The organism is Nocardioides sp. 31GB23 (genome assembly GCF_040012395.1).
GTDB lineage: Bacteria > Actinomycetota > Actinomycetes > Propionibacteriales > Nocardioidaceae > Nocardioides > Nocardioides salarius.
Map to the genome: position 1 here is coordinate 1 of NZ_JBDYKJ010000004.1, position 23,627 is coordinate 23,627.

The window sequence follows — 23,627 nt, forward strand, 5'->3', positions numbered from 1 at the left end:
CTCCCACCCCCACCCGCCGCCTGCGGATGCCCTCCTTCGGTGTCCAGGTGCTCCTCGGCCTCGTCCTGGGCGTCGTCCTCGGCCTCGTGGCCCGCTCGATGGGCCCCGACGGCGCCTCCGCCACCGGTGAGGTCGACCCCAACTGGCTGACCGAGACCCTCACCACCGTCGGCGGCACCTTCGTCACCCTGCTCAAGGCGGTCGTACCGGCCCTGGTCTTCCTGGCGATCGTCGCCTCGATCGCCAACCTCCGCGACGTCGCGGGGGCCGCCAGGCTGGCCTGGAAGACGTTGGCGTGGTTCGCCGGCACCGCGCTGATCGCCGTCTCCATCGGCATCACGCTCGGGCTGGTGCTCCAGCCCGGCTCGCGCACCAGCGTCTCCGCGGACGCGGCCTCGGAGCCCGCGAGCAGCGGGTCGTGGCTGGACTTCCTCAACGGCCTGGTGCCCGCCAACGTGCTGGGCCTGCAGGCCAGCGGCGGCGACGACGGCAGCGTCGCGCTCTCCTTCAACGTGCTGCAGATCCTGGTCGTCGCGATCGCCGTCGGCATCGCCACGCTCAAGGTCGGCGAGGCCGCGGAGCCCTTCCTGGTCGTGGTGCGCTCGGCGCTGGCCGTGGTGCAGAAGGTGCTCTGGTGGATCATCCTGCTGGCCCCGGTCGCCACGGTGGGCCTGCTCGGCAAGGCGGTCGCGACGTACGGCTGGGACGCGCTGGGCTCCCTCGGCGTCTTCACCGGCGCGATCTACGCCGGGCTGCTGCTGGTGCTGCTCGTGGTCTACCCCGTGCTGCTGCGTGTCAACGGTCTCTCGGTGCGCCAGTTCTTCTCCGGCGCGTGGCCGGCCATCTCGCTGGCCTTCGTCTCGCGCTCCTCGGTCGGCACGATGCCGGTCACCGAGTCGGTCACCGAGCGCAACCTGGGCGTTCCGCGCGCCTACTCCTCGTTCGCGGTGCCGCTCGGCGCGACCACCAAGATGGACGGCTGCGCCTCGATCTACCCGGCGATCTCCGCGATCTTCGTGGCTCAGTTCTTCGGGGTCGACCTGGCGGTCACCGACTACCTGCTCATCGTGGTGGTCTCGGTGATCGGCTCGGCCGCCACGGCCGGGGTCACCGGCGCCACGGTGATGCTCACGCTGACCCTCTCGACGCTGGGCCTGCCCCTCGAGGGCGTCGGCCTGCTGCTGGCGATCGACCCGATCCTCGACATGGGCCGCACCGCGGTCAACGTCACCGGCCAGGCGCTGGTGCCGACCCTGGTGGCCAAGCGTGAGGGCATCCTCGACCACGAGGTGTACGACGCTCCGCGCACCGGGGGCTGGGTCCGCGCCGCGGCGGTCGAGGAGGACCGGCCGGCGGCGACCGTGTCGACCGTGTCGACCGGCCCGTCGCTCGAGCCGTCCGCCCGCGTCTGAGCCCGCTCGCCGGGCCCCGTCACCTGCTTCGGCGGGCTCGGCGGGGCCGGGCTCAGGCCCCGCGGGGCTGACAGGCCGGGCAGCGGAACCCGTGCCGGCCGGCGGCGGTGAAGCGCTCGACCGGTCCGCCGCAACGTGGGCACCGGGCGCCGTCGTCGCGTCTGTGCAGCAACCACCCGCGCGGGAAGTCGCGGACCTCTCCCGCGACCGCCCGCTCGATCACCCGGCGCAGCTGGCGGTGCAGCCGTCGTGCCTCGCCGCGCGAGACCTCCGCGGCCGGGGCCCGTGGGTCGAGGCGGGCCTGGAAGAGGACCTCGTCGCTGTAGATGTTGCCCAGGCCCGCCATGCGGCCCTGGTCCATCAGCGTCGGCTTCAGCGCCCCACGGCTCCGGGCCAGCACCGCCCGCAGGCCCGCCAGGTCGAGGTCGAGCGCGTCCGGTCCGAGGTCGCGCTGCGCCACGTCGTCGTCGACGCACCCCACGAGGCCGACCTCGCCCAGCTTGCGCTGGTCGACCAGCAGCAGCCGACGCCCCTGCGAGAGGGCCAGGACGACCCGCGTGTGCCGGGGCAGCTCCTCGTCGGCGGCCCCCGTGGCCAGGTGCCCGGTCATCCCGAAGTGCAGCCGCAGCCGGGGGCCGTCGCCGAGGCCGACGTAGAGCTGCTTGCCGTGCCGGCGGGTGCCGGTCACCCGGCTGCCGGCCAGGGCCCGGTCGAGCTCGGCCGAGGTGGTCGCCAGGACGTCGCCGTCCAGCACGTCGACCCCCTCGATGCGGCGATCGGTCGTGGCCTCGACCAGGCGACGGCGGAAGACCTCGACGTCGGGCAGCTCCGGCATGCCCGACCGGTACCCCACGGGGGCGTCGCCCACACGCATGACTGCGGTTCTTACCGGGTACCAGGAGCGCGACACCAGATCGACCCCGACAGGCAGGAGCACCGATGGCAGGCGTCCCGAGCCCGGCTCTCGCCACGCTGAGCCACGAGCGCTCCTGGCGCGAGGGGTGGATCTACGAGCGCAAGCTCGACGGCCAGCGGGTGCTGGCGGTGCGCGACGGGTCGGGCGCCCGCCTCTACTCCCGGTCGGGACGCGACGTCACGGCAGCGTTCCCCGAGGTCGCCGAGGCGCTCGCCGCACAAGAGGCGCCCGAGTTCGTGGTGGACGGCGAGGTGGTGGCCTTCGAGGGCTCGCGCACCAGCTTCGCGCGGCTCCAGCCACGCATCCACCTCTCGGACCCCGAGCGGGCCCGCCGCACCGGTGTGGCGGTCTGGTTCTACGTCTTCGACGTGCTCGAGATCGGCGAGCGCGACCTGCGGGGCGAGCCGCTGCTCGAGCGCAAGCGTGCGCTGCGGGGCCTCCTGACGTGGCGGCGCCCCCTGCGCAGCACCCCGCACCGGGTACGGGGCGGCGAGGACTGGTTCGCCGAGGTCTGCCGGCGCGGCTGGGAGGGCCTGATCGCCAAGCGCGCCGACGCGGCGTACCCCTCGGGACGCACGGACGCCTGGTTGAAGTTCAAGTGCGAGGCCGGTCAGGAGCTCGTCGTGGTGGGCTGGAGCGAGCCGACCGGCTCACGCGTCGCCCTGGGGGCGCTCCTGCTGGGCTACCACGACGGTGACGACCTGGTCTACGCCGGCAAGGTCGGCACCGGCTTCTCCGAGAGGGTGCTGCGCGACCTCCACGAGCGGCTCACCGACCTCGAGGTGCCCACGTCGCCGTGCACCCGCGGCGCGCTGCCCGGGGCCGGGAGGCGGCGTGGCGGGGTGCACTGGGCACGACCGGTGCTGGTCGCGGAGGTCGCCTTCACGGAGTGGACCTCGGCGGGCCAGCTGCGGCACCCGCGCTTCCTCGGGCTGCGGCACGACAAGCCGGCCGGCGACGTGGTGAGGGAGGCCCGATGAGTGAGGAGGCCGAGGTGGCGGGCGTCCGGGTGACCAAGCCCGCCAAGGTCCTGGTGCCCGGAGCAGGGGAGGCGCCGGAGGTCACCAAGGTCGACCTGGCGCGCTACCACCAGGCGGTCGCCGACCTGGTGCTGCCGCACCTGCGAGACCGTCCCATCTCGATGCAGCGCTTCCCCGACGGCCTCGGCGGGGCGTCGTTCTACGAGAAGAAGGTCCCGGCGCACTTCCCCGACTTCGTGCGCACCGTCGAGGTCGCCACGGGGGAGAGGCCCCAGCGCCAGGTGGTGGTCTCCGACACCCGGACCCTGGTCCTCCTGGCCCAGCAGGCGTGCCTGACCCCGCACGCGTGGCTGAGCAGGGCCGACCGGCTCGAGCGCCCCGACCAGCTGGTCTTCGACCTCGATCCCTCGGTGCCGGGCCTGGCCGCGGTGCGCAGGGCCACCACCCTGGTCGGCGAGCTGCTCGACGATCTCGGCCTCACCTCCGTGGTCAAGACCAGCGGGTCGCGGGGCTACCACGTGGTGGTGCCGCTGCGTCGGCTCCAGGGCTTCGACGAGGTGCGCGACTTCGCCCGCCAGGTCGCGCAGGTGCTCGTCGAGCGCGAGCCCGACCTGCTCACGCTCGAGGCGCGCAAGGACCGCAGGGGCGAGCGGGTGCTCGTGGACGTGATGCGCAACGGCTACGGGCAGACCCTGGTGCCGCCGTACGCCGTGCGCGCCCGGCCCGGGGCGCCGGTCTCGGCCCCGATCACCTGGGCCGAGCTGGGCAGTGTCGAGCCCGACCAGGTGCGGCTGCACGACCTCGACCGACGCCTGCAGCGCGCGGGCGACCCGTGGTCCGAGCTGCCACGCGGCCAGGGCCTCGGCGCGGCCCGGCGGCGGCTGGCCCGAGAGTCGTAGCCCTCACGAGGGGTCGCGCGCGAGATCCTCGTTGGTGCGTCCGCTGAGGACCGACTCGTTCTGCGTCGACGTCGGGCGCCGCCGGCGGTCGGCGCCCTCGTCGTCGACCTTGACCAGCATCCAGGCCGCGTCGTCGCCGCCCATCCGGGTGTGGGTCAGGGCGAAGGCGCCGCTCAGCTTCTCGCCGTGCAGACGGACCTTGAGGTGCCCGGCGTCCAGGGCGTCCTGAGCCTCCTGCGGCTCGCCGTCCCTCTCGGTCAGGTTCTCGTAGGTCCCGGCGTCCCACACCACGACGGTGCCGGCGCCGTAGCCCTCGTCGATGCGGCCCTCGAAGCCGGCGTAGTCCAACGGGTGGTCCTCGGTACGCCGCGCCAGGCGCTTGTCGGAGGGGTCCACCGACGGTCCCTTGGGCACCGCCCACGAGACGAGTACGCCCTCGATCTCGAGCCGCAGGTCGAAGTGCAGGCTCGAGGCGTCGTGGCGCTGGACCACGAACACCGGCTCGTGCCCCGCACCGGCGGGACCGCTGCTGCCCGCCGGCTCGGGGCTGGTGCTCGATCGTCTGTCGCGGTACTCCTCGAGCCTGTCCTGTGCCATGCATGCCCTGTACCCGTCGCGCGGTCCGACGATGCCTCGCGGCCTCGCGCGATACGCCTGCGCGGCCACCCGCCGCAGGGCATGCTGGGGGCATGACGACCACGCGCACGGCCCGTTCCTCCGCGCTCCTGGCCGCGGCCGTGCTCAGCCTGCCGCTGGCGCTGGGCGCTTGCAGCTCCGGCGACGACGTGGAGGCCTACTGCGCCGAGCTGGCCGACTCCGTGGACGAGCTGGGCGCGCTCGGCAGCGGCGGCGACGTCAGCTTCGGCGAGGTCGCCGACGCCTTCGACCAGCTCGGTGACGCCGCCCCCGACGAGGTCGCCGAGCAGTGGCAGACGCTCAACGAGGGCTTGGCCGAGGTCGAGGACCGGCTCGACGAGGCGGGCCTGAGCATGGACGAGCTCGACACCATGATGAGCGGCGAGGGCGACCCGGAGGCCGACCTCGAGAAGCTGGAGGCCATGGGCAGCGCGCTCGAGGGCCTCGAGGGCGAGGAGCTGGACGCCGCGGGCGAGGAGATCGAGGAGCACGCCCTGGCGGAGTGCGACATCACGCTGGAGTGAGGGGCCGGCCGGGTCAGGGCCGGAACCCGTCGTTCGGCACCACCACGGCCCGTCCCGAGACCGTGCCGCTGGCCAGGTCGCGGTAGGCCTGGGCCGCGTCGGCGAGCGTGTACAGCGTGGTGTGCGACCGGAGCAGCCCGCGAGCCCCGAGGTCGAGCACGTCGACGAGCTCGCGGCGGTTGCCCCAGTAGGTCGACTGCACGCTCGCCTCGTAGGGCACCCCGAAGAAGGAGACCGGCAGGGTCCCGCCGCCGAGGCCCACGATGGTCAGGTCGCCGAGCTGGCGCAGGCACGCCGCGCCGGTCGCCAGGGTCTCGTCGGAGCCGACCATGTCGAGCACGACGTCGACGCCGACCCCCTGGGTGGCCTCCCGCACCTCGGCGACCAGGTCGTCACCGGGCGCAAGAGCGAGGTCGGCTCCGCACTCCAGGGCCAGGTCGCGGGCCGAGCCGCGCGGGTCGACGGCCACGACCCGTGCCGCGGTGGTCGCGCGGAGCACCTGCACGCACAGGTGGCCCAGGCCGCCGACCCCGATCACCAGCGCGGTCGCGGTCGGGCCGAGCTTGGGCCACGAGCGGCGTACGGCGTGGTAGGGCGTCAGGCCCGCGTCGGTCAGCGGCGCGGCGTCGGTCGGCTCGAGGCCCTCAGGCAGCGCGACCACGTGCCGGGCGGCCGGCACCAGGAGGAACTCCGCCATCCCGCCGTCGAGGCCCAGGCCGCCGCCGCCCCCCGGCACCGGCGCCAGGTCGGGGCGCTCGCAGTAGGTCTCGAGGCCGTCCAGGCAGCGCCGGCAGGTCCCGCAGCCCCACGCCCCGACGACCGCGACGGGCTGCCCCGGCTCGAGCCCGCGCACGCCGGAGCCCAGCGTGTGCACCCAGCCGGCGTTCTCGTGGCCGAGCGTGAACGGAGGTCCCCACGGCAGGGCCCCCGCCTCGAACTCGTGCATCAGGTGCAGGTCGGAGTGGCAGGCGCCGGAGGCTCCCACCTGCACCAGCACCTCACCGGGGCCCGGCTCGGGCACCGCCACCTCCTCCAGCTCGGGCTCGCTGTGCCACTGCTTGAGACGTAGTGCCTGCATGCCGGTCCTCCCCGCGTGCGTCCTGGTCGCGACCCCTCCACCCTGGTGCCGAGCCGGGCCGGCCACCCAGGGCCCAAGGCACGCGCAGCCGTGGACCTTGGTCCCTGTGGCGGGCGCCGGAGGACCGTGAGGCTGGAGCCGGACCCAGCCGGGTCGGACCCCAGGAGGCCCCGATGAGCCAGCCCACCCCTCACCCCGTCGTCGTCGCCCTGGGCGAGCAGCCGGCCGACGCGGCCCTGGCCTTCGCCGTGGACGAGGCACGGCGACGAGGGTGCGGCGTGCACCTGCTGCACGTCGTGCACGCCCTCCCGCAGGGGCCCGAGATGGTGCTGGTGCAGTCGGTCGACGTCGAGGCGATCGGCCGCCGGAGCCTGCGCGAGGCCCTCGACCTGTGCCGTGGCATGGCGGGAGAGACGATCCCGGTCACCGGGCGGCTGCTGCTGGGCACCGTCGTGCACGAGCTCGTCGACGCCGTCGCCGACCTCGAGGCGGCCCGGATGGTGGTGCTCCAGCACCGTGACCTCTCGCGCGTACGTCGCCTGGTGTCGCGCTCGACCACCAGCGGGCTGGCCGCGCGCCTGCACGTGCCGCTGGTCTCGGTGCCGACGGGCTGGGTCGCGCCGCCCGACGACGCGGCGCCCGGCCTGGTGACCGCGGGCGTGGACGTGCCGCACCGCAGCGACGCGGTGCTGCGCGCCGCCGTCGACGCGGCCCGCGCGAGGGGGGCTCGCCTGGAGCTGGTGCACTCGTGGTCGCTGCCCGGGCTGCACGACGACCCCTCGCTGGCCCGGGTGCACGGGGAGAGCATCGCGGTGCAGGAGGCCGAGGAGATCCGCGACCGGCTGGTCGAGCTGGGCCTGGACCTCGACGGCCTCGAGGTCGAGGTGCGCACCCCGCAGTCGCCGGCCGCCGAGCGGCTGGTCGAGGCCAGCGAGGCGTCGAGCCTGCTGGTCGTGGGCAAGCACGACCCGATGGTGCCGCTCGGATCCCACGTGGGCCCGGTCGCCGGGGCCGTGCTGCGCGAGGCGCAGTGCCCGGTGATGCTCGTCGACCCGCACCGGCCGGGCTGAGGGGGAGTCGTGGACGAGACGAGCCCGCCGCCCGTCGTCGTGGCGGTCGGCAGCGACGGTGCCGGTCGTGCGGCCCTCGACTTCGCCGTGGACGAGGCGGTGCGGGCGGGCTGCGGCGTACACCTGCTGCACGTCGCGCCGGCCTTCGTGCACGGCCCCGACAGCATCCTGGTCACCTCGCCCGAGGTGCAGGAGCGCGGCCGCCGCGTGCTCGACGAGGCGTTCCAGGTGGCCAGGCGGGTGGTCCCGCCCACGACCGCGCTGACCGCCGACCTGGGGGTCGGGCCGGTCGTGGAGTCGTTGCGCGAGACCACCCGGGGGGCTCGGATGGTCGTCGTGCAGCACCGCGACCTGTCCCGGGTGCACCGGCTGGTCTCACGATCGGTGACCAACAGCCTCGGCGCCCACCTGCGGGTGCCGGTCGTGGCGGTCCCGTCGACGTGGAGCCCGGGGCACGCTCCCGGCCAGGAGCCGCGGGTCACCGTCGGCGTCGACGTGCCGGTGCGTTCCGAACGGGTGCTGCGCGCCGCCGTCGCCGAGGCGGCCGGGCGCGGCGCGAGCCTGCACGCCCTGCACGCCTGGCGGCTGACGGGGATGTACGACGGGGGCGTCACCTCGCGGGCGCAGGTGCAGGAGCTGGCCGAGCGGGCGGCCGACGAGATCCGCCAGGCCCTGGGGGCCGCCGGCGTCGACGCGATGCAGGTGCGGGCCACGGTGGAGACCCGGCGCGGCTCGCCCGCGGAGGTCCTGGTCGAGGCCAGCGGCAGCTCCGACCTGCTGGTCCTGGGCCGCCACGACCCCCTGGTGCCGCTCGGCTCCCACCTCGGTCCGGTGGCCCGCGGGGTGCTGCACGAGGCCCGCTGCCCGGTGCTGCTCGTCGACCCGCACGACTCCACGCACCGTCGTGGCAGGCTCGGGACGTGATCCTGCTCGCCTCGTTCGTCCTGCTCGTCGTCGCGTCCGCCGTCGGCTTCGCGATCGGCAGGTCCGGCGCGCCGCGAGCGCCCGACCCGGCCACCACCACCGCGGTGCGTCGCCGCGACGCCTTCATCGAGCACCTGCGCGAGGTCGCCTGGCGCGATCGCGACATCGCTCCCGAGCTGTCCACCGTGCTGCTCGACGACATCCGCCGCTTCACCGCCGACCCCGACGGCTGGGACCCCCGCTCGCTGGGGTGAGGCCCGGCCGGCCGGGGACTCCTGCAGTGGCTAGGGTGCAGCGGTGACCCGCTCCGAGAAGTTCACCTTCCCCGGCTCCGGCGGCCACGACCTGGCTGGGCGCCTCGACCTGCCCGAGCAGCGACCGCGCGCGCTGGCGCTCTTCGCCCACTGCTTCACCTGCGGCAAGGACGTGGTCGCGGCCTCGCGGATCAGCCGGCGGCTGGTCGAGCGGGGGTTCGGGGTGCTGCGCTTCGACTTCACCGGGCTCGGCGGCAGCGACGGCGAGTTCGCCAACACCGACTTCACCTCCAACGTCGAGGACCTCGTCGCGGCCGCGTCGGCGCTCGAGGAGCGCCACGCGGCGCCGTCGCTGCTGATCGGGCACAGCCTCGGCGGGGCCGCGGTGGTCGCGGCCGCGGCACGCATCGAGTCGGTCACCGCGGTGGCCACCATCGGCGCACCGGCCGACCCCGGCCACGTCGCCCAGGTCTTCGACGACGACGACCGGGCGCGCATCCGTCGTGAGGGCCGGGCCGAGGTGGTCCTGGCCGGCCGGCGCTTCACCGTCGGGGCAGGTCTGCTCGAGGACGTCGAGACCCAGCGGCTCGAGGCCGCGCTGGGCGGGCTGGAGCGGGCGCTGCTGGTGATGCACGCCCCCGGCGACCAGCAGGTCGACATCGACAACGCCCGTCGGCTCTACGAGTGGGCGCGCCACCCCAAGAGCTTCGTCACCCTCGACGGCGCCGACCACCTGCTCACCGTGCCTCGCGACGCCGAGTACGTCGCCGACGTGCTCTCGGTCTGGGCGGCGCGCTACCTGCCCGAGCCGGCGCCCGCGACGGCCCAGGACCCCGAGCACCCCGACGAGCCCGACGAGAGCGCCGGCTCGGTCCTGGTCGAGGAGACCCACGAGGGGCGCCTGGTGCAGTCGGTGCAGGCGGGCCGGCACACCTGGCGGGCCGACGAGCCGCTGGGCGTGGGCGACGACACCGGGCCGACGCCCTACGACCTGCTGCTCTCGGCGCTGGGCACCTGCACCTCGATGACGTTGCGGATGTACGCCGACCGCAAGCGGCTCGCGCTCGAGCACGTCGCCGTGCGCCTGTCCCACCGGCGCAACCACCCCGACGACTGCGCCGCCGTCGACGGTCCCGACGGTCCTGATGGTCCCGGCGGCCCGTGCCGGGTGGAGGCGATCCACCGCGAGATCACCCTGGTCGGCGACCTCGACGACGCGGAGCGCGAGCGGCTGCTGCAGATCGCCGACCGGTGCCCGGTGCACCGTACGGTCACCGGCGACGTCCACATCGTGAGCGTGCTCGCGCCCAGGCCTTAACTCTGCTCGAGTTAACCCATATGCTGAACTCATGGTGGTCCTGGTCACGCTGATCGGCGACATGGTCGGCTCTCGACAGCTCCCCGACCGGGCCGCGGTGCAGCGCCGGCTCGCTGACGTGCTCGCCGAGGTGACCGACCTGCTCGAGCCCGCCCAGCGCCTCGAGACGACGGTCGGCGACGAGTTCCAGGGCGCGTTCCGCGACGTCGGCACCGCGACGCTGGCGGCGCTGCTGGTGCGGCTCGCGATGCTGCCCGAGGTCGACGTGCGCTGCGGGCTGGGCCACGGTGACGTCACCGTGCACGACGCCACGCGCTCACCCCTGCTGCAGGACGGACCCGGCTGGTGGGCGGCCCGGGCCGCGCTCGAGGAGCTCGCCCGCCCCCGCCGCTCGGCGGCCCGCACCTGGTTCGAGGGACCCGGCCAGGGCGGTGTCAACGCGTTCCTGCTGACCCGCGACGCCCTGGTCGACCGGCTCGGCGAGCGCGGGCTGCGGCTGCTCGCCGCGTCGCTGCGCGGCGCCACCCAGAGCGACATCGCCGCCAGCGAGTCGATCTCGCGGTCCGCGGTCAGCCAGCAGTTCGCCCGCGGTGTCGGCGCGGTGCGCGATGCTCAGGCCCTGATGTCCCCGCCGGGGGCCGGGGGAGGGGACGACGAGTGAGCCTGGCCCTGCTCGGCACCTGGCTGGCCGCCGTGGGTGCCGGCGACCTCGCGCGGGCGTCGTACGACGTCGTCTCGCCGCGGCGCGCCGCCGCCTGCATCGCGGTGGGCCTGGGCGTGCTGCTGGCCGGCCTGCTGGTGCTCGACCTCGAGCCCGCGCGGGTGCTCCTGCTCTGGGTGCTGCTGGGCTCCCTGCAGGCGGTGTGGCTGCTGGGCTCGGCGCTGGCGGTCGGTCCCGACCGCACCGGCCCGTGGCGCGACCGGGCCCGGGCCCTGGCCCTGCTGGCGCTCGGCGCCGGCGCCGTCGCGGCCGTGCTCGGCGCGGCCCTGCTGACGACCGAGCCCACGCTGCCGGCCCGGCTGGCCGGCACGGTCCTGGGCCGCTGGCCGGTCTCCGACGTCGTCGTCGCGACCGGTGTCGTGCTCGTGCAGCTGGCTAGCGCCAACGTGGCGGTGCGCCTGGTGCTCGGGCCGATGGAGCGGCTCTTCATCGTCGGGCTCGGCGCCGTCGGCGAGCTGACCGCCGCGGCCGTGGTGATCGCCGCCAAGGGCCTGCTGCGCTTCCCCGAGCTGCAGCGCGCCCAGCAGCAGCGCCCACCCGCCGGGCCGAGCGACGTGACCGAGTACTTCCTCGTCGGCAGCTTCGCCAGCTGGCTCGTCGCCCTCGGGGGCGCCGCGCTGATCCACCTCGCCTGACCCGCCCAGCCCGCCTCGTCCCCAGGAGTCCCCGTGCCCGACCTCGCCGACCCGCTCGTCCTGCCCAGCGGCCTGCGCCTGCCCAACCGCCTGGTCAAGGCCGCGATGACCGAGAACCTGGCGGACGCCCGCAACCAGCCCACCACCGCCCACGAGCGGCTCTACCGGCGCTGGGCCGCGGGCGGCTCGGGGCTGCTGGTGACCGGCAACCTGATGGTCGACCGGCGTTTCCTCGAGCGCAGCCGCAACATCGTGGCCGACGCCCACCTCGACGTCGAGCGCCTCGCCCGGGTGCGCCGCGCCGCCGCCGGGGTGCCGCTGGTGGCCCAGCTCAGCCACCCGGGGCGCCAGACCAACCGCTTCGTCTCCCGCGAGCCGGTGGCCCCCAGCGACGGCGGGGCCGTGGCGATGATGGGGCTCTTCCGCCGCCCCCGGGCGCTCAGCGCCGCCGAGGTCGACGACGTCGTGCGCGGCTTCGGCGCCGCCGCGGCGCGCTGCGAGGAGGCCGGTCTCGACGGCGTGCAGGTGCACGCCGCGCACGGCTACCTGCTGGCCCAGTTCCTCTCCCCGCACGTCAACCGGCGCACCGACCGCTGGGGAGGCGACGTGGCCGGCCGGGCCGCGGCGCTGCTGTCCACGGTGCGTGCGGTGCGCGAGCGCACCCGCGACGGCTTCACCGTCGCGGTGAAGCTCAACTCCTCCGACTTCCGCCACGGTGGCTTCACCGAGGACGACGCCGAGGAGGTCGTGCGGCTGCTGGTGCAGGAGGGAGTCGACCTCGTCGAGGTCTCCGGCGGCACCTACGAGAACCCGGCGCTCTTCGGTGTGGGCGTCGACGCCGCGACGGCGGCGACCACGGTCAAGGAGGCCTACTTCGCCGCGTTCGCAGCCCGGGCCCGGGCGGCGGCGCCGGGGGTGCCGATCATGCTCACCGGCGGCATCCGCACCCGCGCCGCGATGCAGGCCCTGCTCGACTCGGGCGCGGTCGACCTGGTGGGCCTGGGCCGGCCGCTGGCCATCGACCCCGAGCTGCCCGGCAAGCTGCTGGCCGGCGACCCCGGCGCCGAGCTGCCGGCCTACCGGCTGCCGACCGTGGCCGGGGTGGCGGGGGAGTCGGAGTGGTACGAGACCCAGCTGCGCCGCATCGGCGCCGGCCGTGACGTGCACCCCGGGCTGAGCGCCGTGCGCGCGGCCTCGGGGTTCGTCACCGGGGAGGCCGTGCGCGGCCTGCGCGAGCGTCGCCGTCGCCTGGCGCTGGCCGCGACGGCGGGGCCCCCGTCGGGCTCCTAGGACACCGTCGACGGGGGACGAGGCCCCTCGGTCCTGGCATGCTGCGCCCATGGGCCACCTCGAGCTGCCACGCGCCACCCGCTTCGGCGACCTCGTCCTCGACGTCCGCACCTGGGGCCCCGACGACGGCGTGCCCGTGGTGCTGCTGCACGGCTTCCCCCAGAGCGCGGCCAGCTGGGCACCGGTGGCCGGGCTGCTCGACGGCACCGGCCTGCGACTGGTGGCCCCCGACCAGCGCGGCTACTCCGCGCGGGCCCGCCCCGACGACGTGGCGGCGTACGCCGTCGAGGAGCTCGCCGGCGACGTGCTGGCCCTCGTCGACGCCCTGGTCGAGGGGTTGGGCCACGAGCGCGTGCACCTGGTCGGCCACGACTGGGGAGCCTCGGTGGCGTGGTGGGTCGCCGCGCACCACCCCGAGCGGCTGCACACCCTCACCGCGCTCTCCGTGCCGCACCTCGCGGCCTTCGGGCGCGCGCTGGTGAGCGACCCCGAGCAGCGCGAGCGCTCGGCGTACCTCAAGGTCTTCCGCCGTCCGGGCGCCGCCGAGGAGCAGCTGCTGGCCGACGGCGAGGCCGGGCTGCGGGCCGTCTACGCCGGGCGGGTCCCGCCCGAGGCCGTGGAGCGCGACGTGGCGCTGATGCGCGACGGGGCGCTCGGCCCTGCGCTGGGCTGGTACCGCGCGATGACCGACATGTCCGACCTGCCGCCCGTGCGGGTGCCCACGACGTTCGTCTGGGGCGAGGACGACCAGGCCACGGCTCCCGCCGCCGCGCACGGCTGCGGCGAGCACGTCGACGCCGACTACCGCTTCGTGGCGCTCGAGGGCGTCTCGCACTGGTCGCTCGACGAGGTGCCCGAGGTCGTCGCGGCCGAGGTCCGGCGGCGGGTCGGGACGCCGGGCGGGTGACGTCGACGCTGCGGGTGCGGGCCATGGGGCCCGCCGACCTCGCCGCGGCCGCCGACCTGCTGGCCGACGCGTTCGCCGAGGGCACCAACCTCGCCTCCTTCGTGCCCGAGCGCGGGCGCCGCGAGCGGCTGCGGCGCTTCTTCACCGTCGCCGGCGAGGTCGACGTGCTCGTCCACGGCGTGGCCGAGGTCGCGGTGAGCGGCGTGGGCGCCCACGAGCGGCTGCTCGCCGTGGCCTGGTGGCACCCGCCCCGGGCCGTGGAGGCGGCCGCGCCGGTGTCGTGGTCGTGGCGCGAGGTGCCCAGCGCCCTGGCCGTCTTCGGCGTACGCCGCCTGCTCGCGGTCGCGCGCTCCCGGCGGGCCTCCGAGCGGGCCCGCCCCGCCGCCGCGCACTGGCACCTGGCCTACCTGGCCTCGCGCCCCGAGCCCGCAGCCAGGGGAGCGGCCTCCGCGCTGCTGGTGCACCGGCTCGCGCAGGCCGACGCCCAGGGGGTCGGCTCGCACCTCGAGTCGTCGTCGGTGGCCACCATCGGCTTCTACGAGCGGTTCGGCTGGCGCGTCAGCGGCCTCGTGGACGGGCCGGACGGTCGACGCACCACCGCCATGTGGCGCCCGGCCGGGGGAGCATGAGCACGGGGGCGGGCGACGAGGTCGAGGTGGTCGCCACCGAGCGTCCCGACGCCTACCTCGTGCGGGTCGGGGGCCGCGACCAGTCCCTGGTCGACCTCGCGGACCCGCACCACCTGGCCTTCGACTACGTGCGTCGCATCGCCGACGTGGTCGACGACCACGCGGTGCCGGGCGAGCCGCTGCGGGTGCTGCACGTGGGTGGTGCCGGGCTCACCCTGCCCCGCTACGTGCACGCCACCCGCCCCGGGTCCTGGCAGGTCGTCCTCGAGCCCGACGCGGCCCTCACCGAGCGGGTGCGCGAGGAGCTGCCGCTGCCGCGTCGCAGCGGGATCAGGGTGCGGGCCCAGGACGGACGCACCGGCCTGGCGGGGGTGCGCGACGACGCCGTCGACCTCGTGGTGGTCGACGCCTTCGTCGACGGGGAGGTCCCGGGCGACCTGGTCACGCTGGAGGCCGTCGCCGAGGTCGCCCGCGTGCTGGCCCCGGGCGGCCTGCTGCTGGCCAACCTCAGCGACCGGGCCCCGTTCCCGCTCGCCCGTGACCTGGTCGCGGCGCTGCGCGAGCACCTGCCGCACGTGCTGGTCTCCGCCGAGCCGGCCACGCTGCGGGCCCGCCGGGCCGGCAACCTGCTGGTCGTGGCGGGCGCCGCGGGGGTCCCGCGCGCGGCCCTGGCCGCCCGCGCCCGCAGCGCCGGGGCGCCGTACCGGGTGCTCGACGACGTGGCGGTCGCGAGCTCGTTCGGGGGCGGGCGGGTGCGTCGCGACCCGGGAGGAGGGCCCGGCGGCTCCTGAGCGCTAGACTCGGCGCTCGATCTGGCCCTGACCTGCAAAGGACCCTGAACACCCCCGATGGACGGCTCCCAAAGTCGCCCGCTCTCCTCGAGCCCGCACCGGTGTGACCACCGCGCCGCGGCCGCCCCCGGAGAGCGCCTGTGACCGCCACCCTGCTGCTCCTCGCAGCCCTGTTCCTCGTGATCGCCTGCGGCGTGTTCGTCGCCGCGGAGTTCGCGCTCGTCACCGTCGACCGCACCAAGGTCGAGCAGGCCGCAGCCGACGGTGACGCCGCGGCGATCGGCGTGCAGAGCGCGCTGCGCTCGTTGTCGACCCAGCTCTCCGGGGCCCAGGTCGGCATCACGCTGACCAACCTGGGCATCGGCTTCCTCTCCGAGCCCGCGATCGCCGACCTCATCGACGGCCCGCTCGGCTCGGCCGGGCTGCCCGACAGCGCGGTCACGCCGGTGGCGCTCGCGGTCGCGCTGTCGCTGAGCACGATCGTGACCATGCTCTTCGGCGAGCTGGTGCCCAAGAACCTCGCCATCGCGCTGCCGCTGGCCACCGCCCGCGCCACCCAGGCCCCGATGCGCTTCTTCACCGCGGCCAACAAGGGCCCGATCCGGGTCCTCAACGGCGCCGCCAACGCGCTGGTGCGCCGGCTGGGCGTCGAGCCGCAGGAGGAGCTGCGCTCGGCGCGCAGCTCCACCGAGCTGGCCTCGCTCATCGCGCGCTCGGCCGACGAGGGCACCCTCGACGCCGACACCGCCGAGCTGATGGAGCGCTCGGTGGAGTTCGCGACCCGCACCGCGGGCGAGATCATGACCCCGCGGGTGCGCACCCGCTCCCTCGAGCTCAACGACCGCGCCGCGGCCGTGATCGAGCTGACCCGTCAGTCGGGGCACTCCCGGTTCCCGGTGCTCGACGACGACGACGTGGTGGTCGGCACCGTGCACGTCAAGAACGCGGTCGCGCTGCCCGTGCACGAGCGGGCCACGACCAAGGTCAAGCACCTGATGGCCAAGCCGATCGTGGTGCCCGACTCGCTGCGCCTCGACCCGCTCCTGCAGCTGCTGCGCGAGGACGGCTTCCAGATGGCCGTGGTGCTCGACGAGTACGGCGGCCACGCGGGCATCGTGACCCTCGAGGACGTCGTCGAGGAGATCGTCGGCGACATCGCCGACGAGCACGACCGGCTCGGCTCGCGTGCCCGTCAGCGCCGCGACGGCAGCTGGGTGCTCTCGGGCCTCCTGCGCCCCGACGAGGTCGAGGACATCACCGGCATCGAGCTGCCCGAGGACGAGGCCTACGACACCATCGCCGGTCTCGTGCTGCAGGTGCTGGGCCGGGTCCCGGTCGCCGGCGACCTGGCCGAGGTGCCGGTGCCCGACCGCTCCGACCCCGACGAGCCGCGCGAGCGCCTGGCGGTGCTCAGCGTCGAGCACATGGACGGCCTGCGGGTCGACCGGCTGACGCTGCGCCTGCTCGAGGGCGACACCGCGGAGAGCGGCGAGGAGCCGGGCACGAGGACCGACCGGTCGGAGGACGACGATGAGTGACCTGACCGGAGTGCTGGTCGCGATCGGCCTGCTGGCCTTCAACGCCTTCTTCGTGGGTGCGGAGTTCGCGCTGATCTCGGCGCGCCGCAGCCAGATCGAGCCGCGTGCCCAGGCGGGCTCGCGGGTGGCGCGCACCACCCTGCGCGCCATGGAGAACGTCTCGCTGATGATGGCCGGCGCCCAGCTGGGCATCACCATCTGCTCGGTCGGCCTGGGCGCCGTCGGCGAGCCGGCGGTCGCCCACCTCATCGAGCCGCTCTTCGAGAGCGCCGGCGTGCCCGAGGCGCTGGTGCACCCGGTGGCGTTCGTGATCGCCCTGGCCGTCGTGGTGTTCCTGCACGTCGTGCTCGGCGAGATGGTGCCCAAGAACATCGCCATCGCCGGCCCCGAGCGCTCGGCGCTGGTGCTCGGCCCCCCGATGTTCTTCGTGGTCACCCTGCTGCGCCCGATCATCGTGGCCCTCAACGCCGTGGCCAACACGACGCTGCGGCTGCTGCGCGTCGAGCCGAAGGACGAGATCAGCTCGGCCTTCACCCGCGAGGAGGTCGCGGCGCTCGTCGAGGAGTCGCGCGGCGAGGGCCTCATCGAGGCCGACGAGTACGACCGGCTGGCGGGCGCGCTCGGCTTCACCGAGAAGGCGGTCACCTCGGTGCTGATGCCGGCCTCCTCGCTGACGACGGTGCGTCGCGGATCGACCCCGGCCGAGGTCGAGGCGCTCTGCGCCGCGACCGGCTTCAGCCGGTTCCCGGTCGAGGCCGACGACGGCGAGCTCCTGGGCTACCTGCACATCAAGGACGTGCTCGAGCCCGACGAGGAGCGCCGCTCGCGGCCCCTCGAGGACAAGTGGATCCGTCCCTTCGCGCCGGTCACCCCCGACGACGCCCTGCACGACGCGCTCGAGCAGCTGCAGCGACGCGGCGCGCACATGGCCCGGGTCGTGACCACCGAGGGCACCACCCTGGGCCTGGCCACCCTCGAGGACGTGCTCGAGGAGCTCGTCGGCGAGATCCGCGACGCCGCCCACCACGACGACGGGGCGTCCGCCGACACCGGTGCCTGACCTCGTCTAGGGTGTGCTCGCCGGGCCCGCCCGGTGACGAGGACGCGACCGACGAGCCAGACGGTGGAGTGCAGGCAGCTGTGGTGGACGACGTGGAGCGCAGCACCCGGGTCTGGACGCTCCCCAACATGCTCAGCGCGCTCCGGCTGGCCGGCGTGCCGGTGTTCCTGTGGCTGGTGCTGGGCCCCGAGGCCGACGGCTGGGCCCTGGGCCTGCTGGTCGTCTCGGGCATCACCGACTTCCTCGACGGCTGGCTCGCGCGGCGCTGGGGGCAGACCTCCGTCCTGGGCCAGGTGCTCGACCCGGTCGCCGACCGCCTCTACATCCTGGCCGTCGTCGTCGGCCTGGCGCTGCGCGACGTCATCCCGTGGTGGATGGCGGTCTCCCTGCCGCTGCGCGACGCCCTGATGTGGGGCCTGGTGCCGCTGCTGCGCACCCGTGGCTACAGCTCGCTGCCGGTGCACTTCCTGGGCAAGGCGGCCACCTTCAACCTGCTCTACGCCTTCCCGCTGCTGCTCCTGGGCGACGGCGAGGGCGCCGTGGCCACCCTGGCCCAGGTCTTCGGCTGGTCCTTCGCCCTGTGGGGCATCGGGCTCTACTGGTGGGCGGGGGTCCTGTACGCCTGGCAGGTCAGGCGGCTGCTGGCCACCACCGAGCGCCGGAGCCTGAGGCATGCCTGAGCGACCCGCCGCCCCGCAGCCGCAGGAGGACGCCGGGCGGGCCCCCCTGCCGCCGCAGGTCACCACGCCGCTGCTGACGCTGATCACCCAGCAGTCGATGGACGAGGACTACCTCCACGTCGCCGAGCGCCGCGGTCGCGGCCAGCTCCCGTCCCCGGGTTCGCGCTCGCGCCCGCACCGCACCGCCGCCGTGGTCGTGGCCGTCTTCGGCGTCCTGGTCACCACCGCGGCCGTGCAGACCGCCCAGGACGCAGACGAGAACAGGGCCGGTCGCGCCACGCTCGTCGAGCGGGTCAACGACCGTCGCGCCACCGTCTCCGACCTCCAGGACCGCATCGTGGAGCTGCGCGAGCAGAACGAGCTGGCCACCCAGAACGTCGCCCGGCTCACCGAGACCGCCGTCGAGGCCCAGAGCCGGCTGCGCCGGCTGCAGGTCGCCACCGGCTACCTGCCCGTGCAGGGGGAGGGGGTGCGCCTGACGCTGGAGAACCCCGTGGCGGGCGACAACCTGATCCGCGACATCGACCTGCAGAAGGCGGCCAACGGGCTGTGGCTCGCCGGCGCCGAGGCGGTGGCGGTCAACGGGCAGCGCCTGACCGCGGTCAGCGCGATCCGCAACTCCGGGGTGGTCGTCAACGTCAACTCGGTGCCCATCGCCGCGCCGTACGTCGTGACGGCGATCGGCGACAGCCGCAGCCTGCTCGCGCGGTTCCAGGAGACCGCCAGCGGCAGCGCGCTCATCAACGTGGCGCAGGCGCTGGGCTTCGCCTACCGCCAGGAGACCCTGACCTCCGTGAAGCTGCCCGCGGCCCGACGTCGTACGCTCCTGTCGGCCGCACCACTGACCACCGACGAGCCGCGCGCGGAGAACGAGGAGGGCGCCCGATGATCGCCGCCCTCGGCCTGCTGCTGGGCATCGTGCTCGGCCTCGTGCTCCAGCCCGACGTGCCGACGTCGATGGAGGCCTACCTGCCGATCGCGGTCGTCGCCGCGCTCGACGCCGTCTTCGGCGGGCTGCGCGCCTACCTCGACGGGATCTTCGACGACAAGGTCTTCGTGATCTCGTTCGTCAGCAACGTCGTCATCGCGGCGGCCATCGTGTTCATGGGCGACAAGCTCGGCGTGGGCAACCAGCTCACGACCGGTGTCATCGTGGTGCTCGGGATCCGCATCTTCTCCAACGCCGCCGCCATCCGGCGCCACCTCTTCCATGCCTGAGCCCGACCCGCAGCGCCAGGGCGAGCCCCAGTCGGGCCGCAACCGGCTGCTGCACGCACTGAGGACGCCGAGCCGCAACCAGGTGGTCGTCGCCGTGCTCCTGGCCCTGGTGGCGTTCGCCGCCGTCGTGCAGGTGCGCTCGACCGAGGCCGACGACACCTACGCCGGCTACCGCGACGAGGACCTGATCGCGGTCCTCGACGGCCTGGCCGGCACCAGCCAGCGCGCCCGCGCCGAGATCGAGCGCCTCGAGACGACCCGCGACCAGCTGGCCTCCGACAGCGCCGACCAGCGCACGGCGCTGCAGCAGGCGCAGTCGGAGGCCGACACGCTCGCGATCCTCGCCGGGCTGGTGCCGGTGCGCGGGCCCGGGGTGCGCATCACCATCAGCGAGGTGACCGCCCCGGTCAACGCCGACACGGTCGTCGACATGATCCAGAGCCTGCGCGTGGCCGGCGCCGAGGCGATCCAGGTCAACGGCCAGGTGCGCCTGGTCGCCCAGAGCGCCTTCACCGACGTCACCGGCGGGCTCGAGGTCGACGGCCAGGTGCTCAGCGCGCCGTACGTCTTCGACGTGATCGGGCCGCCGTCGGCGCTGACCAACGCGATGACGATCCTCGAGGGCCCCCGTGTGGACCTGCAGGACGAGGGCGCGGAGGTCGAGATCACCGAGCAGGCCTCGATCGACATCGAGGCCGTGGCCGAACCGCTCGATCCGGACTTCGCCCGCCCCCAGGACGCGCAGTAGCCTGCGCGCACCGCCAGCCAGAGGAGACGCCATGTACCCCGACGACCTGTCCTACACCAGCGAGCACGAGTGGGTCCGCACGCCCGGCGAGCACGAGGGGGCGGTGCGGATCGGCATCACCCAGTACGCGCAGGACGCCCTCGGTGACATCGTCTACGTCTCGCTGCCCGAGATCGGCGAGAGCCTCGAGGCCGGCAGCACCTGCGGCGAGCTGGAGTCGACCAAGTCGGTCAGCGACATCTACGCCCCGCTCAGCGGCGAGGTCGTGGCCCGCAACGAGTCCCTCGACGCCACCCCCGAGCTGGTCAACAACGACCCCTACGGCGGCGGCTGGCTCTTCGAGGTCGTGCCCACCGACACCGGTGCGCTCGACGCCCTGATGGACGCCGCGGCGTACGAGGCCTCGCTCGAGGCATGAGCCCTCGCGGTCCGGCTTGCCGGACCCTGCCGGACTGATAGGTTCGGGGCCAACCTTCACCCTCCAGCCGGTGGTGAGGGTTGGCGCCCCGTCGTACAGGAGGAGACAGCGATGCCGTTCTGCACCGCGTGTGGCAGGAAGAACCCCGACGACGCACGCTTCTGCTCCCAGTGCGGCACCCGCCTGGTGACGGCCGACACCGACCAGCCCACCGAGCCCTCGGGCGAGGGGCCGGGGGAGTCGACGGCCACGATCTCGGTGCAGGCCGGCGCGATGGGCACCTCGGGCACGGGCGAGTCCAGCCGGGTCGAGACCTCCGACCGCCAGCTCAACGCGGTCGACGCGGCCGCGGTCGACGCGCTGCCGCCGGGCCACGCGCTGCTCGTGGTGCAGAAGGGCCCGGGCTCGGGCAGCAGGTTCCTGCTCGACGCCGACGTGGTCACCGCCGGGCGCCACCCCGACAGCGAGATCTTCCTCGACGACGTCACGGTCTCGCGCCGCCACGCCGAGTTCCACCGCAGCGGCCCCAGCTTCAGCGTCAGCGACGCCGGCAGCCTCAACGGCACCTACGTCAACCGCGACCGCATCGACCGGGTCCGGCTCAGCGACGGCGACGAGGTGCAGATCGGCAAGTACCGGCTGGTGTTCTTCTCGGGGCACGAGGGCGGCTGAGCCGTGGTCCCAGGTCCGGTCCCGGTCGACGCGGCCTCGGGCGGTGCGCGCGCCCGGATGAACATCGGGCAGGTCCTCGACCTGCTGCGTCCCGACTTCCCGCAGGTCACCATCCCCAAGATCCGGTTCCTGGAGGACAAGGGGCTGATCAAGCCCGAGCGCACGCCCGCGGGCTACCGCAAGTTCGCCGACGCCGACGTCGACCGGCTGCGCTACGTGCTGCGCATGCAGCGCGACCACTACCTGCCGCTGAAGGTGATCGGCGAGCACCTCGACGCGATCGACCGTGGTCTGGAGCCGCCGCCGATCGAGCCGGTGGTGCCCACGGTGCCCTCGGTCGCGCTGGCCGCCGACGGGCTGCCCAGCCCGGCCTCCTTCGCCCGGCGCGACGACCTGCGTCTCTCGCGCCGCGAGCTGCTGAAGGTCGCCGAGATCACCGAGGCGCTTCTCGACCAGCTCGAGCAGTTCGGCCTGCTGACCCCGCGCCCCGGCACGGGGCACTACGACACCGACGCGCTGGTCATCGCCCGCACCGCGCGCGAGCTGGCCGACTTCGGCTTCGAGCCGCGTCACCTGCGCGCCTTCAAGACCGCCGCCGACCGGGAGGTCGGGCTGGTCCAGCAGGTCGTCGCGCCGATGGAGCGGGGCCGCGACGCGGGCGCCAAGGGACGAGCGGCCGAGGCGGTCACCGAGATCGCGGCCCTGTCGGTGCGCCTGCACGCCACGCTCGTCAAGGCCGGGCTGCGCTGATCGGGCGCGGGCACGCCGGGACCACCCGGGGCCCGCGCGACCTCACTACCTGCGGCGTAAGGTGATCGTGTGCGCGAAGTCGATGTCATGGGTGTCCGGGTCGAGATGCCCTCGAACCAGCCGATCGTGCTGCTGCGCGAGGTGACGGGGGAGCGCTACCTCCCGATCTGGATCGGGGCCGTGGAGGCGACCGCGATCGCCTTCGCCCAGCAGGGGGTGACCCCGCCCCGGCCGCTGACCCACGACCTACTCAAGGACGTGCTGGGCGCGACCGGCAACGAGCTGGTCGAGGTGCGCATCACCGACGTGCGCGACGGCGTCTTCTACGCCACGCTCGTGCTCGGCTCCGGCGTCGAGGTCAGCGCCCGCCCCTCCGACTCGATCGCCCTTGCGCTGCGCACCGGCACCCGGATCGTGTGCTCCGAGGAGGTCCTCGACGAGGCCGGCCTCGCCGTGCCCGCCGAGCAGGAGGACGAGGTCGAGAAGTTCCGCGAGTTCCTCGACCACGTCACCCCCGAGGACTTCGACGGGCCGCAGGAGTAGCCACGACCTCACCCTCGACCTCAGGTTGAGGGTTGCGACACGCCGCGAGAGTCTTTGACCCCCGTCCCCCGGGGGCATACGTTGAGGATGTCTTCGTTGTAACTCCACCGTTGTGGTCGCCTCGGCAGCCACGGCTCCTTCCCTGGGGGTTACGTCCCAGCGGAGTAGACCCACGGAGGACCGCGTGAACGAGCACGAGCAGGAGCTGCGGGCGACCCGCGACGCCGCCGCAGCGGCCGAGGCCGCCGACGAGCAGGGACTCCTCTTCACCGACGACGTCTCACCCCTGCCCAGCGACACCGGCTACCGCGGGCCCACGGCCTGCAACGCCGCGGGCATCACCTACCGCCAGCTCGACTACTGGGCCCGCACCGGGCTCGTCGAGCCGACCGTGCGCGGGGCCAAGGGCTCCGGGTCGCAGCGGCTCTACTCCTTCCGCGACATCTTGATCCTCAAGGTGATCAAGCGCCTGCTCGACGCCGGCATCTCGCTGCAGCAGATCCGCACCGCGGTGCAGCACCTGCGAGCGCGCGGCACCGACGACCTGACCCGCGTCACGTTGATGAGCGACGGCGCCTCGGTCTACGAGTGCACGAGCAACGACGAGGTCATCGACCTGCTCCAGGGCGGCCAGGGCGTCTTCGGCATCGCCATCGGCGGCGTGTGGCGCGAGATCGAGGGCACGCTCGCCGAGCTGCCCAGCGAGCGCACCGCGGCCGACGACGAGGCCACCTCCGGCGCCGGCGACGAGCTCGCCGCCCGCCGCGCCGCCCGCAGCGCCGGCTGAGCCGCACCCCACAGCACCACCTCCACGACCCGCCCGGGCTCCCGGGCGGGTCGTGGTGCGCGTGGGGGGTAGTAGATTGGGCCGCGCTGACCATCCCGTGCGGGAGAGTCCCCGGCGCCGGCCACCACGGCGGCGTGCCGGGGCGCCGAAGGGGCAATTCCTCCCCGGAACCTCTCAGGCGCCAGGACCACGCGGGCCAGGCAACTCTGGAGCGCCCTGCGCGTGACAG

The 23,627-nt window shown here is 74.5% G+C and carries 28 protein-coding genes and 1 riboswitch; of the genes, 25 read left to right on the forward strand and 3 right to left on the reverse strand.

All coding sequences use genetic code 11. The features are described from left to right. A partial coding sequence (locus ABKW28_RS01805; protein WP_348605950.1) for a dicarboxylate/amino acid:cation symporter occupies positions 1–1,412 on the forward strand: 1,412 nt, incomplete at its 5' end. Between the two features lie 52 nt (positions 1,413–1,464). On the opposite strand, the gene ABKW28_RS01810 is transcribed toward ABKW28_RS01805, so the two are convergent. Then, entirely contained in the window at positions 1,465–2,247 is a 783-nt protein-coding gene (locus ABKW28_RS01810) for a DNA-formamidopyrimidine glycosylase family protein (protein ID WP_348605952.1), read from the reverse strand. 104 nt (positions 2,248–2,351) lie between these two features. Here ABKW28_RS01810 and ligD (ABKW28_RS01815) point away from each other — a divergent pair, with 104 nt between their 5' ends. Further along, positions 2,352–3,308, forward strand: a complete 957-nt coding sequence (gene ligD / locus ABKW28_RS01815) for a non-homologous end-joining DNA ligase (RefSeq protein ID WP_348605954.1) — start codon at positions 2,352–2,354, stop codon at positions 3,306–3,308. Beyond that, positions 3,305–4,207 carry a non-homologous end-joining DNA ligase gene (gene ligD / locus ABKW28_RS01820; RefSeq protein WP_348605956.1) on the forward strand — a complete coding sequence of 301 codons (903 nt, stop codon included), beginning with the start codon at positions 3,305–3,307 and terminating at the stop codon, positions 4,205–4,207. Before ligD (ABKW28_RS01815) ends, ligD (ABKW28_RS01820) begins: the two co-directional genes overlap by 4 nt. A 3-nt stretch (positions 4,208–4,210) precedes the next feature. Here ligD (ABKW28_RS01820) and ABKW28_RS01825 read toward each other — a convergent pair whose 3' ends face one another. Next, entirely contained in the window at positions 4,211–4,804 is a 594-nt protein-coding gene (locus ABKW28_RS01825; protein WP_348605958.1) for a DNA polymerase ligase N-terminal domain-containing protein, read from the reverse strand. Positions 4,805–4,896: 92 nt separating this feature from the next. Here ABKW28_RS01825 and ABKW28_RS01830 point away from each other — a divergent pair, with 92 nt between their 5' ends. Next, entirely contained in the window at positions 4,897–5,367 is a 471-nt protein-coding gene (locus tag ABKW28_RS01830) for a hypothetical protein (protein ID WP_348605960.1), read from the forward strand. Positions 5,368–5,380: 13 nt separating this feature from the next. Here the strand turns inward: ABKW28_RS01830 and ABKW28_RS01835 are convergent, their stop codons facing one another. Continuing rightward, on the reverse strand, positions 5,381–6,445 hold the full coding sequence (locus ABKW28_RS01835) for an NAD(P)-dependent alcohol dehydrogenase (RefSeq protein ID WP_348605962.1): 1,065 nt from the start codon (positions 6,443–6,445) through the stop codon (positions 5,381–5,383). Between the two features lie 173 nt (positions 6,446–6,618). Here ABKW28_RS01835 and ABKW28_RS01840 point away from each other — a divergent pair, with 173 nt between their 5' ends. The 21 genes from ABKW28_RS01840 (at position 6,619) to ABKW28_RS01940 (ending at position 23,398) form a co-directional block, all read left to right on the forward strand. Then, positions 6,619–7,515 carry a universal stress protein gene (locus tag ABKW28_RS01840; protein WP_348605964.1) on the forward strand — a complete coding sequence of 299 codons (897 nt, stop codon included), beginning with the start codon at positions 6,619–6,621 and terminating at the stop codon, positions 7,513–7,515. 9 nt (positions 7,516–7,524) lie between these two features. Further along, positions 7,525–8,439 (forward strand): universal stress protein, encoded by a 915-nt coding sequence (locus tag ABKW28_RS01845; RefSeq protein ID WP_348605966.1) that lies wholly within the window; start codon positions 7,525–7,527, stop codon positions 8,437–8,439. Further along, positions 8,436–8,693, forward strand: coding sequence for a hypothetical protein (locus tag ABKW28_RS01850; RefSeq protein WP_193668732.1), 258 nt, complete (start codon positions 8,436–8,438; stop codon positions 8,691–8,693). The genes ABKW28_RS01845 and ABKW28_RS01850 overlap by 4 nt, the downstream gene beginning before the upstream one ends. 43 nt (positions 8,694–8,736) lie before the next feature. Continuing rightward, positions 8,737–10,011: an alpha/beta fold hydrolase gene (locus tag ABKW28_RS01855; RefSeq protein WP_348605968.1), complete on the forward strand. Its 1,275-nt coding sequence runs from the start codon at positions 8,737–8,739 to the stop codon at positions 10,009–10,011. 31 nt (positions 10,012–10,042) lie between these two features. Beyond that, positions 10,043–10,672, forward strand: a complete 630-nt coding sequence (locus ABKW28_RS01860) for a SatD family protein (RefSeq protein ID WP_348605970.1) — start codon at positions 10,043–10,045, stop codon at positions 10,670–10,672. Then, the gene (locus ABKW28_RS01865) at positions 10,669–11,367 is read left to right on the forward strand and encodes a hypothetical protein (protein WP_348605972.1); all 699 of its coding nucleotides are present in this window, start codon (positions 10,669–10,671) and stop codon (positions 11,365–11,367) included. The genes ABKW28_RS01860 and ABKW28_RS01865 overlap by 4 nt, the downstream gene beginning before the upstream one ends. A gap of 33 nt (positions 11,368–11,400) precedes the next feature. Then, complete coding sequence (locus ABKW28_RS01870) at positions 11,401–12,657, forward strand: NADH:flavin oxidoreductase (RefSeq protein WP_348605974.1); 1,257 nt, start codon at positions 11,401–11,403, stop codon at positions 12,655–12,657. A 49-nt stretch (positions 12,658–12,706) separates the two neighbouring features. Further along, a complete protein-coding gene (locus ABKW28_RS01875) occupies positions 12,707–13,564 on the forward strand; it encodes an alpha/beta hydrolase (protein ID WP_348605978.1) in 858 nt (285 codons plus the stop codon). Beyond that, the gene (locus ABKW28_RS01880; RefSeq protein ID WP_348605979.1) at positions 13,561–14,193 is read left to right on the forward strand and encodes a hypothetical protein; all 633 of its coding nucleotides are present in this window, start codon (positions 13,561–13,563) and stop codon (positions 14,191–14,193) included. Before ABKW28_RS01875 ends, ABKW28_RS01880 begins: the two co-directional genes overlap by 4 nt. After that, on the forward strand, positions 14,190–14,984 hold the full coding sequence (locus ABKW28_RS01885) for a fused MFS/spermidine synthase (RefSeq protein WP_348605981.1): 795 nt from the start codon (positions 14,190–14,192) through the stop codon (positions 14,982–14,984). The genes ABKW28_RS01880 and ABKW28_RS01885 overlap by 4 nt, the downstream gene beginning before the upstream one ends. 140 nt (positions 14,985–15,124) lie before the next feature. Further along, positions 15,125–16,522: a hemolysin family protein gene (locus ABKW28_RS01890; RefSeq protein ID WP_193668739.1), complete on the forward strand. Its 1,398-nt coding sequence runs from the start codon at positions 15,125–15,127 to the stop codon at positions 16,520–16,522. Further along, on the forward strand, positions 16,515–17,582 hold the full coding sequence (locus tag ABKW28_RS01895; RefSeq protein ID WP_193668740.1) for a hemolysin family protein: 1,068 nt from the start codon (positions 16,515–16,517) through the stop codon (positions 17,580–17,582). Before ABKW28_RS01890 ends, ABKW28_RS01895 begins: the two co-directional genes overlap by 8 nt. An 80-nt stretch (positions 17,583–17,662) precedes the next feature. Continuing rightward, a complete protein-coding gene (locus tag ABKW28_RS01900; RefSeq protein WP_348605983.1) occupies positions 17,663–18,262 on the forward strand; it encodes a CDP-alcohol phosphatidyltransferase family protein in 600 nt (199 codons plus the stop codon). Further along, positions 18,255–19,151: a DUF881 domain-containing protein gene (locus ABKW28_RS01905; protein ID WP_348605984.1), complete on the forward strand. Its 897-nt coding sequence runs from the start codon at positions 18,255–18,257 to the stop codon at positions 19,149–19,151. Before ABKW28_RS01900 ends, ABKW28_RS01905 begins: the two co-directional genes overlap by 8 nt. Then, positions 19,148–19,480 (forward strand): small basic family protein, encoded by a 333-nt coding sequence (locus ABKW28_RS01910; RefSeq protein WP_193668743.1) that lies wholly within the window; start codon positions 19,148–19,150, stop codon positions 19,478–19,480. The genes ABKW28_RS01905 and ABKW28_RS01910 overlap by 4 nt, the downstream gene beginning before the upstream one ends. After that, positions 19,473–20,228: a DUF881 domain-containing protein gene (locus ABKW28_RS01915; RefSeq protein ID WP_193668744.1), complete on the forward strand. Its 756-nt coding sequence runs from the start codon at positions 19,473–19,475 to the stop codon at positions 20,226–20,228. Before ABKW28_RS01910 ends, ABKW28_RS01915 begins: the two co-directional genes overlap by 8 nt. A gap of 31 nt (positions 20,229–20,259) precedes the next feature. Continuing rightward, complete coding sequence (gcvH, locus tag ABKW28_RS01920) at positions 20,260–20,646, forward strand: glycine cleavage system protein GcvH (protein ID WP_193668745.1); 387 nt, start codon at positions 20,260–20,262, stop codon at positions 20,644–20,646. 111 nt (positions 20,647–20,757) lie between these two features. Then, positions 20,758–21,318: an FHA domain-containing protein gene (locus ABKW28_RS01925; RefSeq protein WP_193668746.1), complete on the forward strand. Its 561-nt coding sequence runs from the start codon at positions 20,758–20,760 to the stop codon at positions 21,316–21,318. A 57-nt stretch (positions 21,319–21,375) separates the two neighbouring features. Next, positions 21,376–22,068, forward strand: coding sequence for a MerR family transcriptional regulator (locus ABKW28_RS01930; RefSeq protein WP_193668925.1), 693 nt, complete (start codon positions 21,376–21,378; stop codon positions 22,066–22,068). A gap of 69 nt (positions 22,069–22,137) precedes the next feature. Next, complete coding sequence (locus ABKW28_RS01935; RefSeq protein WP_193668747.1) at positions 22,138–22,611, forward strand: bifunctional nuclease family protein; 474 nt, start codon at positions 22,138–22,140, stop codon at positions 22,609–22,611. Positions 22,612–22,816: 205 nt separating this feature from the next. After that, positions 22,817–23,398, forward strand: a complete 582-nt coding sequence (locus tag ABKW28_RS01940; RefSeq protein ID WP_227491680.1) for a MerR family transcriptional regulator — start codon at positions 22,817–22,819, stop codon at positions 23,396–23,398. A 90-nt stretch (positions 23,399–23,488) separates the two neighbouring features. Then, a riboswitch (glycine riboswitch) is annotated at positions 23,489–23,598 on the forward strand. The last annotated feature ends 29 nt before the right edge of the window (positions 23,599–23,627 follow it).

Bases quoted from the DNA above. Each gene is read 5' to 3' on its own strand.
- ABKW28_RS01830 (WP_348605960.1), top strand. From the start codon at position 4,897: ATGACGACCACGCGCACGGCCCGTTCCTCCGCGCTCCTGGCCGCGGCC.
- gcvH (WP_193668745.1), top strand. From the start codon at position 20,260: ATGTACCCCGACGACCTGTCCTACACCAGCGAGCACGAGTGGGTCCGC.
- ABKW28_RS01860 (WP_348605970.1), top strand. From the start codon at position 10,043: ATGGTGGTCCTGGTCACGCTGATCGGCGACATGGTCGGCTCTCGACAG.
- ligD (WP_348605954.1), top strand. From the start codon at position 2,352: ATGGCAGGCGTCCCGAGCCCGGCTCTCGCCACGCTGAGCCACGAGCGC.
- ABKW28_RS01905 (WP_348605984.1), top strand. From the start codon at position 18,255: ATGCCTGAGCGACCCGCCGCCCCGCAGCCGCAGGAGGACGCCGGGCGG.
- ABKW28_RS01925 (WP_193668746.1), top strand. From the start codon at position 20,758: ATGCCGTTCTGCACCGCGTGTGGCAGGAAGAACCCCGACGACGCACGC.
- ABKW28_RS01875 (WP_348605978.1), top strand. From the start codon at position 12,707: ATGGGCCACCTCGAGCTGCCACGCGCCACCCGCTTCGGCGACCTCGTC.
- ABKW28_RS01835 (WP_348605962.1), bottom strand. From the start codon at position 6,445: ATGCAGGCACTACGTCTCAAGCAGTGGCACAGCGAGCCCGAGCTGGAG.
- ligD (WP_348605956.1), top strand. From the start codon at position 3,305: ATGAGTGAGGAGGCCGAGGTGGCGGGCGTCCGGGTGACCAAGCCCGCC.
- ABKW28_RS01885 (WP_348605981.1), top strand. From the start codon at position 14,190: ATGAGCACGGGGGCGGGCGACGAGGTCGAGGTGGTCGCCACCGAGCGT.
- ABKW28_RS01895 (WP_193668740.1), top strand. From the start codon at position 16,515: ATGAGTGACCTGACCGGAGTGCTGGTCGCGATCGGCCTGCTGGCCTTC.
- ABKW28_RS01915 (WP_193668744.1), top strand. From the start codon at position 19,473: ATGCCTGAGCCCGACCCGCAGCGCCAGGGCGAGCCCCAGTCGGGCCGC.
- ABKW28_RS01810 (WP_348605952.1), bottom strand. From the start codon at position 2,247: ATGCCGGAGCTGCCCGACGTCGAGGTCTTCCGCCGTCGCCTGGTCGAG.
- ABKW28_RS01825 (WP_348605958.1), bottom strand. From the start codon at position 4,804: ATGGCACAGGACAGGCTCGAGGAGTACCGCGACAGACGATCGAGCACC.
- ABKW28_RS01840 (WP_348605964.1), top strand. From the start codon at position 6,619: ATGAGCCAGCCCACCCCTCACCCCGTCGTCGTCGCCCTGGGCGAGCAG.
- ABKW28_RS01910 (WP_193668743.1), top strand. From the start codon at position 19,148: ATGATCGCCGCCCTCGGCCTGCTGCTGGGCATCGTGCTCGGCCTCGTG.
- ABKW28_RS01930 (WP_193668925.1), top strand. From the start codon at position 21,376: ATGAACATCGGGCAGGTCCTCGACCTGCTGCGTCCCGACTTCCCGCAG.